We start from the raw sequence: 11,669 nt of genomic DNA on the forward strand, positions 1-11,669 counted from the left end.
TCTCCGTCTTGGGGGCAAAGCCGGCATCCCGTCGCGGATCTGTGCATCCGGATGATGCTGACCAGAGTGGCCTGGGGGGAGCCTGGCCCAGAAGAGGCATGGGGGAGGAGAAATAGCATCCCCGCACGGATGCGGGGATGGGAGAGACGGGGAGAGTGTCGCCCTCAGTACATGGCTTCGTCGCCACTCAGCATCTCGTGCAGTTTGGCTTTCTGCTCGGGCGTCAGCACCCGGCTCACCTCAAACAGGTAGTGGGCGCGATGGTAGCGGACCTCGGCCTGTACGTCGCTGATGGTCTGCAACTGCTTTCTCGCCGCCACTTCATCCCATTTGCCGGACTTGATCATGTTGACGATGACGTCCTGGCCGATTGCGTCGAGCTTGATTGAGCCCAGCTCCCTGGTGGCCTGCTCGCGCAGCCCCTTGATCTGCTCCACCTGCGCGCTGGAGAGGTTCAGCTCCTGGGCCAGGGTGGTCTCGCTCTGCAGCTCTGCGGTGCCCTCGGTGGCAAAGGCATGGGTGGCGATACACATTGCGAGGGCGGTCATGGCGACGTTGAACGGATGCTTCATCCGGCTTTCTCCTTGGTCTGATGGGATGGAAACCGCATGCATGGCGGTGTTGGAACATGATAACGAGCAGCCATGTACTGGAGCTGAAGCGACGACAACTTGCTGACGCAGTGGCCCCGGGGTCGGTTGCCCGAGGAGCGGGGCAACTGCATAATGAGCGCCATATTTCGCCTGGAAGAGGCCGGAAGAGGACGCGATGATGGGACTTGAAGCAGAGATCTCCCGCTTATCCCGGGAATTGGGCGAGGCACTGCTGGCCAGAGGCTGGCTGGCCGCCACGGCAGAATCCTGCACCGGCGGCGGGGTTGCCACTGCCATCACGGATACTGCCGGCAGCTCTGCCTGGTTCGATCGCGGTTTCGTGACCTACACCAACGAAGCCAAACAGCAGATGCTCGGCGTCAGCATCGACAGCCTGTTGCGCCACGGCGCCGTCAGCGAACCCGTGGTGTTGGAGATGACCCGGGGCTGCCTGGCTCGCTCCGATGCGGGTATCTGCGTGGCCATCAGCGGTATCGCCGGGCCTGGTGGTGGCAGCGAGGAGAAACCGGTCGGCACTGTCTGGTTTGCCTGGGCAGATCGTACCGGTCGTCACCACTCCCTGCTTGCCCGTTTCGATGGGGATCGCCATCAGGTGCGCCAGCAGGCGGTCAGACAGGCCTTGTCCGGACTCCTGGCACTGCTCAAATAAATTGGGCTTGATACTGTATGCATAAACAGTATACTTAGCCCAACTTCACTTCTTACTCACGATTCCCAGCGGAGATTGGCATGGATCAGAACAAACAGAAGGCACTGGCGGCTGCGCTGGGCCAGATCGAAAAGCAGTTTGGCAAAGGCTCCATCATGCGTCTGGGCGACAGCAAGACCATGGATATCGAAGCCATCTCCACCGGCTCTCTCTCTCTGGACGTGGCGCTGGGGATCGGTGGTCTGCCGTGCGGTCGTATCGTCGAGATCTACGGTCCGGAATCGTCCGGTAAAACTACGCTGACCCTGCAGGTGATCGCCGAAGCCCAGAAGAAGGGCAAAACCTGTGCCTTCGTCGATGCGGAGCACGCACTGGATCCTATCTATGCCGCCAAGCTGGGCGTCAACGTTGACGACCTGCTCATCTCCCAGCCGGATACCGGTGAACAGGCACTGGAGATTTGCGACATGCTGGTGCGCTCCAATGCCGTCGACGTCATCATCGTCGACTCCGTGGCGGCCCTGACCCCGAAAGCGGAAATCGAAGGCGAAATGGGTGACTCCCACGTCGGCCTGCAGGCCCGACTGATGTCCCAGGCGCTGCGTAAATTGACCGCCAACATCAAGAACGCCAACTGCCTGTGCATCTTCATCAACCAGATCCGGATGAAGATTGGTGTCATGTTCGGCAGCCCGGAGACCACCACCGGTGGTAACGCTCTGAAGTTTTACGCCTCCGTGCGCCTGGACATCCGTCGTACCGGCGCCATCAAGGAAGGGGACGAGGTGGTCGGCAACGAAACCCGCGTCAAGGTCGTCAAGAACAAGGTGGCGCCACCCTTCAAGCAGGCTGAGTTCCAGATCTTCTATGGTGCCGGTATCTCCAAGGAGGGCGAGCTGGTGGATCTCGGCGTCAAGCACAAGCTGATCGACAAGGCGGGCGCCTGGTACAGCTACAACGGCGAGAAGATCGGCCAGGGCAAAGCCAACGTGATGAAGCTCTTCTCCGAAAACAAGGCACTGGCTGCCGAGGTGGAAGTGAAGCTGCGCGAGCTGCTGCTCTCCGGCACCGCGCCGGTGGAAGAGAAGGCCACGGCTGCCGAGTACGACGAGTTTGAAGCCGAAAACGAACAAGAGTTCGAATAAGGAATGAGGAAAGGCCGGGTTGATACCCGGCCTTGTTGTTTATGGCGGATGAATCTGTGAACGGAACGGGCGAGCCCGTCGAATTGACCTTTGAAGAGCAGCTGGCGGCCGCCCGTGCCTTTGCCATGCGCAGTCTGGCTCGCCGCGAAAGTGCGGAGTCCGAGCTGGCCAGACGCCTGCGTCAGAAGGGATTCGAGGAGGAGGTGGTCGCCGTTGTACTCGACCATTGCCGTGGCTATGGCTGGGTCAATAACGATCGTTACGGTGCCATGGCGGTGCGGGCCGGTGCGGCCAAAGGCCATGGTCCGCTCAGGATCCGCTTCGACCTGCGTCGCAAGGGGCTGGATGACACCCAGATCGAGGCGGCCCTGGATCAACCCGAGCTCGACTGGTTCGAACTGGCGCTTGCGTTGTTGTCGCGTCGGGCAAAGGCGACCGACTTTGCCGACTTCAAACTGCGCATGAAGTGGCTCAAATATCTGATGGGGCGTGGTTTTACCCAGGAGCAAGCCCGTTACGCCCTCTCAGCCATGCAAGGTGAGCAATAGTGGCGCGCCGAGGTTGGACCTATGGGCAGGATTTCCCTTGGTGTGCGGTGCGGCTGGAGGGGAATATCAGCCCTTCGCCGGGTCTGTCAATGATGGCCCTGTGGTCGAGCGAGGCATCCCGAAGCCCCGCTGTTGCGACGTGCTTGCGGGTGCTGCTGCCAAACGCTGGCCCCTTGGGGTCTATTTCACCCGCCAAGGGTCCCCACGTTTTACTTTACCCTGCAGAAAACTTACATTAATGCGGTTAAAAGTCCGTATTCGAATCAAGCAGGATTTTCCATGTACATGTCCACGTCAGAGATTCGCGCTGCGTTTCTCGAGTATTTCCGCACCCAGGGACACCAGGTTGTCTCTTCCAGCTCGCTGGTACCGCACAACGATCCGACCCTGCTGTTCACCAACGCAGGGATGAACCAGTTCAAGGACGTGTTCCTTGGCGCCGACAAGCGTGCCTATCACCGTGCCACCACGGCCCAGCGTTGCGTGCGGGCTGGCGGCAAGCACAATGACCTGGAAAACGTCGGCTATACCGCCCGTCACCATACCTTCTTCGAGATGCTGGGCAACTTCAGCTTCGGTGACTACTTCAAACAGGACGCCATCCGGTTTGCATGGGAATTCCTGACCGGTACCCTCAAGCTGCCCAAAGAGCGCCTGCTGGTGACCGTCTACGCGACTGATGACGAAGCCTTCGACATCTGGGAAAAAGAGGTCGGCGTGCCAGCCGATCGCATCGTGCGCATCGGTGACAACAAGGGTGCTCCTTATGCATCCGACAACTTCTGGGCCATGGGCGATACCGGCCCATGCGGTCCCTGCACCGAGATCTTCTACGACCACGGCGATCACATCTGGGGTGGCCCTCCCGGTTCACCGGAAGAGGATGGCGACCGCTTCATCGAGATCTGGAACGTGGTCTTCATGCAGTTCAACCGTCAGGCTGACGGCACCATGGAGCCGCTGCCCCGTCCGTCCGTGGATACCGGCATGGGTCTGGAGCGTATCTCCGCCATCATGCAGGGGGTGCACTCCAACTACGAAATCGACATCTTCCAGGCGTTGATCAAGAAGGCGGCCGAGATTGTCGGCACCACGGATCTGAGCAACCAGTCCCTGCGCGTCATCGCGGACCACATCCGTTCCTGCGCCTTCCTAGTGGCTGACGGAGTCATGCCCTCCAATGAAGGTCGCGGCTACGTGCTGCGCCGCATCATCCGCCGCGCCGTGCGTCACGGCCGCAAGCTGGGTGCTACCGACGTCTTCTTCTACAAGCTGGCTGCCGAGCTGGCCGTGCAAATGAAGGATGTGGCAGCGGAACTGATCGCCCAGCTGCCGCTGGTCGAGCGAGTGTTGCGCATCGAGGAGGAGCAGTTCGTCCGCACGCTGGACAGAGGTCTGCTGCTGCTGGAAGACGCCCTGGCCAACCTCGGTGATGCCAAGGTTATCCCGGGTGAAGTGGTGTTCAAGCTCTATGACACTTACGGCTTCCCGGCCGACCTGACCGCCGACGTGGTGCGCGAGCGCGAGATCGGCATCGACGAAGAGGGCTTCAAGGCCGAGATGGAGAAGCAGCGCGCCCGCGCGAAAGAGGCTTCCAGTTTCGGCGTGAACTACAACGACGTGCTGAAACTCGATTTCGAGACCCCCTTTACCGGTTACAAACAGCTGAGCCAGAGCACCCAGGTGGTCGGTATCTACAAGGATGGTGTCGAGGTCAATGGCCTCATCGCTGGTGAAGAGGCCGTGATCGTGCTGGCGGAGACCCCCTTCTATGCGGAGTCCGGCGGTCAGGTGGGTGACAGCGGCATCCTCAAGGTGGATGACGGCATCTTCGCCGTCACCGACACCCAGAAAGCGGGCAAGGCGATCATCCACAAGGGCTATCTGGAACTGGGTACCCTGGAGAAGGGAGCCGAGGTCGAGGCCGTGGTCGATGGCGACCGTCGTCAGGCCATCGCCCTTAACCACTCCGTGACTCACCTGCTGCACGCGGCCTTGCGCCAGGCGCTGGGTGAGCACGTGACCCAGAAAGGATCCCTGGTGGGCGCCGAGCGCATGCGCTTCGACTTCTCCCACTTCGAAGGGCTGACCATGGCGACCATTCGCCGGATCGAGGAGCTCGTCAACGCCCAGATCCGTGCCAACCACGAGGTGGCCACCCAGCTGATGGGGCTGGAAGAGGCCAAGTCAGCCGGTGCCATGGCGCTGTTTGGCGAGAAATATGAAGACGATGTGCGTGTGGTACGCATGGGCGACTACTCCACCGAGCTGTGCGGCGGTACTCACGCCAAGCGCACCGGTGACATCGGCTTCTTCAAGATCATTGCCGAGAGCGGCATCGCGGCTGGCGTGCGTCGTATCGAAGCGGTCACCGGCAAGAGCGCCATCGATCTGATGCACCAGCTGGGTGAACAGATCGAAGAGGCCGCCGCGTTGGTGAAGGGCGATCAGTTCTCCATCGCCGACAAGGTGCGCCAGGTACTGGACAAGGCCAAGATGATGGAGCGCGAGCTGGAACAGCTCAAAGCCAAGCTGGCGGCGCAGGCGGGTAACGACCTGCTGAGCCAGGTCATCGACATCAATGGCCAGAAGGTGCTGGTTGCCGCCCTGGAAGGGGTCGACCCCAAATCCCTGCGCGGCATGCTGGACGAGTTGAAGAACCAGATGAAATCCGGTGTCGTGCTGCTGGCAACCAGCAGTGATGGCAAGGTCAACCTGATCGCGGGCGTGACCAATGACCTGACCGGCAAGGTCAAAGCTGGTGAGCTGGTCAATCTGGTGGCCCAGCAGGTGGGTGGCAAGGGCGGTGGTCGTCCCGACATGGCACAGGCGGGTGGTACCCAGCCTGAGGCGGTGCCGGCGGCGCTGCAATCCGTTCACTCCTGGCTGGAAGAGCGCCTGTAAGCGGGCGAGGTGATCTGTGGCACTCTATGTACAGAAGTACGGTGGCACCTCGGTCGGCACGCTGGAGCGGATCGAGGCAGTTGCTGAGCGGGTTCAGCTGACCCGTGCCCAGGGACATGACGTGGTGGTGGTGGTCTCCGCCATGTCGGGCGAAACCAACCGGTTGCTGGGCATGGCCCAGCAGCTGGACCAGGATGCCAACCGGCGCGAGATGGATGTGCTGATCTCCACCGGTGAGCAGGTCACCATTGCACTGCTGGCGATTGCGCTCAACAAGCGCGGTTGCCCCGCAGTCTCGATGACCGGTGATCAGGTCCGCATCCACACCGATTCCGCCTATGGCAAGGCGCGCATCACCCGTATCGACACCGAGCAGGTGGAAGCCGCACTCGGTGCCGGCAAGGTGGTAGTGATTGCCGGTTTCCAGGGGCGCGATGAGCACAATGCCATCACTACCCTGGGCCGAGGTGGTTCGGATACCACCGCGGTGGCCGTGGCTGCGGCCATCAAGGCCGATGAGTGCCAGATCTTTACCGATGTGGACGGGGTGTATACCACGGATCCGCGCATCGAGCCCAAGGCGCGTCGCCTCGATACCATCACCTTCGAGGAGATGCTCGAGATGGCGAGTCTCGGAGCCAAGGTGTTGCAGATCCGTTCGGTCGAGTTTGCGGGCAAGTACCGCGTGCCGCTAAGGGTGCTGTCGAGTTTCGTCGACGGAGAGGGAACCTTAATCACATATGGAGGTGAGAGGATGGAAGCACCCCTGGTATCCGGCATTGCGTTCAATCGCAACGAGGCCAGCCTGACCATTCTGGGTGTGCCGGACAGGCCGACCGTGGCCGCGCAGATCCTGAATCCGATCAGCGACGCCAACATAGATGTCGACATGATAGTGCAGAACACCATGGGGGATGGCACCGCCGATTTCACCTTCACGGTGAATCGCGATGATTATCGCCGGGCCCGCGCCTTGCTGGAGGAGACCGCCAGCGAGCTGGGGGCCGCCTGTGTGCAGGGCAACGGAGAGATCGCCAAGGTCTCCATCGTCGGGGTCGGCATGTGGAATCATCCTGGTGTAGCGCGCACCATGTTCAAGGTATTGGGTGAGGAAGGGATCAACATGCAGCTGATCTCCACCTCTGAAATCAAGATATCCGTGGTGATTGACGAGAAGTACCTGGAGCTGGCCGTGCGTTCGTTGCACTCGGCGTTCGGGTTGGATCAAGAGCCTCATGAGCAGCCCTTGGGAAACGATCCCTGATTGATTTAGTTTCAACCATTTACCATATCGGTATCTTTGTAAGATAATGGCGCATATCGATATAAATACAAAACAGGATACAGGAGCAAGCGAATGCTTATTTTGACTCGTCGTGTAGGGGAAACCCTGATGATTGGTGACGAAGTAACCGTTACCGTACTGGGCGTAAAAGGGAACCAGGTTCGTATCGGTGTGAATGCACCGAAAGAGGTTTCCGTACACCGCGAAGAGATCTACATGCGGATACAGGCCGAGAAAGTCCCGGGCCAACCGAATTTCTAAGCCATTTCATGGCTGCCTGAAGGCGACATCCCGGATGTCGCCTTTTGTTTTTCAGGGGCCTGCAAATCGGCTTGCAGAGCGCGAAACTACTGGGTAAGTGTCGATATTGCTTGAATATTCCACTCTTTGGCCAAATGCTGAGCGAACGCTCTGTTTTCTCCAAAAAAGTGTTTGACTAAAAATCCCTGTGAAGTATTATCAGCCCCGCAAACGGAGAGGTGGCCGAGAGGCTGAAGGCGCTCCCCTGCTAAGGGAGTATGCGGCTTATACCCGCATCGGGGGTTCGAATCCCCCCTTCTCCGCCATTTTGCGCCCGTAGCTCAGCTGGATAGAGTACCTGGCTACGAACCAGGTGGTCAGAGGTTCGAATCCTCTCGGGCGCACCATATTTGACTATTGGAGTCATGTGTTGACCATCAGCAAGTCGGCACTAAAGAAGGCTTACTGTTGAGTAAGCTTTTTTTATCGTTTGAAAACAGGGCGCCCGTAGCTCAGCTGGATAGAGTACCTGGCTACGAACCAGGTGGTCAGAGGTTCGAATCCTCTCGGGCGCACCATTTCAAGTAATACAATGATTTATGAGCGCCCGTAGCTCAGCTGGATAGAGTACCTGGCTACGAACCAGGTGGTCAGAGGTTCGAATCCTCTCGGGCGCACCATGTTTAAAGCAGTGCAACAATTTATGAGCGCCCGTAGCTCAGCTGGATAGAGTACCTGGCTACGAACCAGGTGGTCAGAGGTTCGAATCCTCTCGGGCGCACCATATTTCAAGCAGTGCAACAAATTGTGAGCGCCCGTAGCTCAGCTGGATAGAGTACCTGGCTACGAACCAGGTGGTCAGAGGTTCGAATCCTCTCGGGCGCACCATACAGACAGCCTCGACGTCAGTCGGGGCTGTTTTTTTATGGGCGATATCCTCCTCCCCATCATGGGGTTGCCTCTCTCGTGTCCTTCTCCCTGACGCTCCCACGGGGGACGGTTCCCCCTTGCTGCACGTGCCCCCGGGTCACCACTCTCCACGTGTCTTGCCTGGCAGGCTGCTGACGCATCCCGTGGCCGTGCCTGTGGCGACCTGGGGGCCCGAACCATGCGCATCTATGCTGTACGGGGCTGGCGCCCTCTGGCGGCCTGCTGAGGCGTTTGGCTGGCAATAAAAAAGGATGCCGCGGCATCCTTTCATGTCTTCGTGGAGAGAATCAGCTTTTCAGCCACTTGCGGATGCGGTTGGCATCCCCGACAGGGGTGCGTTTGCCCACCGAGTTGAGCAGTACGATGGCGAGCTCCTGACGATCCGGTTTGGCACGCATCAGCAGGCAGCGGCCCGCTTCGTCGGTATAGCCTGTCTTGGAGAGGCGTACATCCCAGTCCGGGTTCTTCACCAGGGGGTTGGTATTGTTGAACATCAGGCTGTAGGCCGGCTTGCGAAAGCGCATCTCCCTGCTGGTGTCCTGGGTGAATTCACGGATCAGCGGCTGTCGATAGGCCGCAGAGAGGAGCTTGGCCAGATCCTGGGCAGTGGAGACGTTGCGGGTGGAGAGACCGGTGGAGTCATAGTAGCGGGTGTTGCGCATGCCGAGCTGTCTGGCCTTGTTGTTCATGGCGCGGATGAAGGCTTGGCGACCCCCCGGGTAGTGGCGGGCAAGCGCCGATGCCATGCGGTTCTCGGAGGACATCAGCGCCAGATGCAGGGCGTCGCGGCGGCTGACCTGGGTGCCCATGCGCACCCGTGAATAGGTGTGCTTGATGTTGTCCCTGTCGTTCTGATCGATGGTCAGTGTCTGATTGAGGTTCTGGCGGGCATCCAGCACCACCAGCGCCGTCATCAGCTTGGTGAGGGAGGCGATGGGGCGCACCCGGGTGGGGTTTTTCTGATACAGGGTCTTGCCGGTGTTGACGTCCATCACCAGGGCACTGCCCGATTTGAGCTGCAGCTTGGCCGGGTTGGGGGTCGCCAGGGCTGTCTGCGAACCCAGCAGCCCCATCAATCCACCTACCAGCGCGATTGCGCGAATCCAACACCCCATACAACCAACTCCATCCACAGCGAAAAAAGGCGCTAGATTCACTCATTTTTGCCCCTGCTTTACAAGAGCGAGCTGGGGGAATTCGCCACTATTTTCCATAAAAAAGGGCCGCCTGTGGGCGACCCTGTGGTTTGTCTCACTCTCTGGAGACGCCGGGCTTGCGTTTGCTCCACCAGCGCCAGACCAGAGCGATGAGGCCGCCCACCAGCAGCACGACCGGCAGGTAGAGAATGACGCTGAGAAATTGGGACTCATACTGCGCGGCCAGCTTGGTGTGGCTCAGGTAGTAACCCAGCCCGACCAGCGGGCAGATCCACATGATGGAGCTGATCAGGTTGACCACGAGGAAGCGCCCCTGGGGGATCTCGTTGGCGCCGACGATATAGGGGTAGGCGGTACGCACGAAGGCGATGTAGCGGGCGGTGATCAGGGTGATGATGCCGTACTTGTTGAGCAGGTAGTGCACCTTCTCCTTGTGCTTGTCATCGAGGTGGGACATCAGCCTGTGATACATCCGGGTGTGGCCGAGGAAACGCCCCTGCATGTAGCCAAGCCAGGTACCGACGAAGGTTGCCATGATCAGCAGCGGGACCACCGCCATCGGCAACACCCCCTGATAGATCAGCACGCCGGTCAGGATCAGCAGGGTATCCCCTGGCAGGAAGGCGGTGGGGATAAAGCCATTCTCGAGCACCAGGAAGGTCAGCAGGACGACATAGACCATGAAGACCATCTTGGGATCAGAGAGTGTCGCCAGATCCTGATGCATAAAGGCGTGAGCCAGGTGGTAAAACTGCTCCATACATGCAAACTCCGCAGGTTAGCTGGGTTGGTCGGTCAAGGGCATGGCAAGTACCTTGTCGATGCGCAGGCCGTCCATATCCACGATTTCCAGTTGCCACTGTTCCAGGGTGACCAGGTCTCCGGTCTGGGGAAGGCGGCCAAGGAGCAGCATGATAAGCCCTCCAAGGGTGTGATAGTGATGTTTTTCTTCTTCCGGCAGACGAACCAGCTCCAGACAGTCCTTCAATTCTGGCAGTGGAATGAGGCCGTCGAGCAGCCAGCTGCCGTCGGCACGCTGGAAGGCCCAGTTGTCTTCCCCATCTTCCTGCTGGAAGTCGCCGGCCAGGGTTTCCAGCAGATCCTGCTGGGTGACCAGCCCCTGCAGCTCGCCATATTCGTCCACCACCAGCACCATGTGCTCGGAGTGGGTACGGAAGTGGTTGAGCAGCTCCAGGCCATTGAGGGTCTCCGGCAGCAGGCTGCCGTCCTGGGTCAGCGCCGCCAGATCGATGGGCTCTCCCTTGATGTAGGCGTGCAGCACCTTGCTGACGTTGAGGATGCCGACGAGATCCGACAGGCTGCCGTCACAGACAGGGAAGAAGCTGTGGCGATACTCCACCAGACGTTGGAGGTTCACTTCCAGCGGCAGTGACAGGTCCAGATAGCGGATGTCGCTGCGCGGCACCATCAGGGAGGCCAAGCTGCGTTCGTCGAGGCGGAACACGTTGCGCAACATAGTGTGCTCATGGTCCTCGATCACCCCCGCTTCGGAGCCCTCCACCAGCATGGCGTGGATCTCCTCCTGAGTGACGTTGTTGCTGCTGCGCTGATCGACCCGCAGCAGCCGCAGGCTGGCGTTGGTGGAGGCGGAGAGCAACCAGACGAAGGGACGGGTCAGGGTCGCCAGCCAGAGCATGGGGCGGGCTACCAGACAGGCAATGCGCTCGGCGCTGAGCTGTCCGAGGCGTTTGGGCACGAGCTCCCCTACCACGATGGAGAGATAGGTGACCAGCACGACCACGATGACGGTGGCGAGCAGGCTGCTGCTCTTGGGGGAGAGCCCCCACTCCTGCAGCCAGAGAGCGAAGGGCTGGGCCAGCAGGGACTCGCCATAGATACCGTTGAGCAGGCCGATGCTGGTGATGCCGATCTGTACGGCGGAGAGGAAATGGGTCGGATCTTCCCCGAGCTTGAGGGCGATGGCGGCGGAGCGGCTCCCTTCGCTCGCCATTTTGGCGAGGCGTGCCTTGCGTGCCGTCACGATGGCGATTTCCGACATGGCGAAGACGCCATTGAGCAAAATCAATCCAAACAGGATCAATATTTCCATACTGCAGCAGCACTCCCGATAGAAAAGACCGCTGGCAGTGTAATGAATTTGCGGGCTCTGCGCTTGTGAAAGGAGGTGATTTGGCTCGTGAATTTTTGAATATCGCCCCGGCGCGAGGGATAAAAC

At 59.8% G+C, this 11,669-nt stretch carries 10 protein-coding genes and 6 tRNA genes; 12 read left to right on the forward strand and 4 right to left on the reverse strand.

Features of this window, described 5'->3' with window-relative positions:
• Nucleotides 1–164: 164 nt before the first annotated feature.
• Nucleotides 165–572: a Spy/CpxP family protein refolding chaperone gene (locus AB5Y53_RS01600; RefSeq protein WP_368181017.1), complete on the reverse strand. Its 408-nt coding sequence runs from the start codon at nucleotides 570–572 to the stop codon at nucleotides 165–167.
• Between the two features lie 199 nt (nucleotides 573–771).
• Between AB5Y53_RS01600 and pncC the strand changes: the two genes are divergently transcribed.
• The 12 genes from pncC to AB5Y53_RS01660 all read left to right on the forward strand — a co-directional run bounded on the left by pncC (nucleotide 772) and on the right by AB5Y53_RS01660 (nucleotide 8,273).
• Nucleotides 772–1,263 (forward strand): nicotinamide-nucleotide amidase, encoded by a 492-nt coding sequence (gene pncC, locus AB5Y53_RS01605; protein WP_029313644.1) that lies wholly within the window; start codon nucleotides 772–774, stop codon nucleotides 1,261–1,263.
• 80 nt (nucleotides 1,264–1,343) lie between these two features.
• Complete coding sequence (recA, locus tag AB5Y53_RS01610) at nucleotides 1,344–2,408, forward strand: recombinase RecA (protein WP_161646699.1); 1,065 nt, start codon at nucleotides 1,344–1,346, stop codon at nucleotides 2,406–2,408.
• 41 nt (nucleotides 2,409–2,449) lie between these two features.
• Entirely contained in the window at nucleotides 2,450–2,956 is a 507-nt protein-coding gene (locus AB5Y53_RS01615) for a regulatory protein RecX (RefSeq protein ID WP_368181018.1), read from the forward strand.
• 279 nt (nucleotides 2,957–3,235) lie between these two features.
• On the forward strand, nucleotides 3,236–5,860 hold the full coding sequence (alaS, locus tag AB5Y53_RS01620; protein WP_319900606.1) for an alanine--tRNA ligase: 2,625 nt from the start codon (nucleotides 3,236–3,238) through the stop codon (nucleotides 5,858–5,860).
• Between the two features lie 16 nt (nucleotides 5,861–5,876).
• Complete coding sequence (locus AB5Y53_RS01625; protein ID WP_368181019.1) at nucleotides 5,877–7,124, forward strand: aspartate kinase; 1,248 nt, start codon at nucleotides 5,877–5,879, stop codon at nucleotides 7,122–7,124.
• 93 nt (nucleotides 7,125–7,217) lie between these two features.
• Complete coding sequence (gene csrA, locus AB5Y53_RS01630) at nucleotides 7,218–7,406, forward strand: carbon storage regulator CsrA (RefSeq protein WP_005315760.1); 189 nt, start codon at nucleotides 7,218–7,220, stop codon at nucleotides 7,404–7,406.
• A gap of 212 nt (nucleotides 7,407–7,618) precedes the next feature.
• Nucleotides 7,619–7,711 (forward strand) — tRNA-Ser (locus tag AB5Y53_RS01635).
• Between the two features lie 4 nt (nucleotides 7,712–7,715).
• Nucleotides 7,716–7,792 (forward strand) — tRNA-Arg (locus AB5Y53_RS01640).
• Between the two features lie 94 nt (nucleotides 7,793–7,886).
• Nucleotides 7,887–7,963, forward strand: a tRNA-Arg gene (locus AB5Y53_RS01645).
• 25 nt (nucleotides 7,964–7,988) lie between these two features.
• Nucleotides 7,989–8,065: transfer RNA gene (locus tag AB5Y53_RS01650), tRNA-Arg, on the forward strand.
• A 27-nt stretch (nucleotides 8,066–8,092) separates the two neighbouring features.
• A tRNA-Arg gene (locus tag AB5Y53_RS01655) sits at nucleotides 8,093–8,169 on the forward strand.
• Nucleotides 8,170–8,196: 27 nt separating this feature from the next.
• Nucleotides 8,197–8,273, forward strand: a tRNA-Arg gene (locus AB5Y53_RS01660).
• 329 nt (nucleotides 8,274–8,602) lie between these two features.
• Here the strand turns inward: AB5Y53_RS01660 and pbpG are convergent.
• The 3 genes from pbpG to AB5Y53_RS01675 form a co-directional block, all read right to left on the reverse strand.
• Complete coding sequence (gene pbpG, locus AB5Y53_RS01665; protein WP_214003110.1) at nucleotides 8,603–9,430, reverse strand: D-alanyl-D-alanine endopeptidase; 828 nt, start codon at nucleotides 9,428–9,430, stop codon at nucleotides 8,603–8,605.
• Nucleotides 9,431–9,566: 136 nt separating this feature from the next.
• On the reverse strand, nucleotides 9,567–10,232 hold the full coding sequence (locus tag AB5Y53_RS01670; RefSeq protein ID WP_134997883.1) for a DedA family protein: 666 nt from the start codon (nucleotides 10,230–10,232) through the stop codon (nucleotides 9,567–9,569).
• Between the two features lie 18 nt (nucleotides 10,233–10,250).
• Complete coding sequence (locus AB5Y53_RS01675) at nucleotides 10,251–11,543, reverse strand: hemolysin family protein (protein WP_029313724.1); 1,293 nt, start codon at nucleotides 11,541–11,543, stop codon at nucleotides 10,251–10,253.
• Nucleotides 11,544–11,669: the final 126 nt, after the last annotated feature.

Source organism: Aeromonas sp. R7-5, from assembly GCF_040908015.1.
GTDB classification, from domain to species: domain Bacteria; phylum Pseudomonadota; class Gammaproteobacteria; order Enterobacterales; family Aeromonadaceae; genus Aeromonas; species Aeromonas caviae.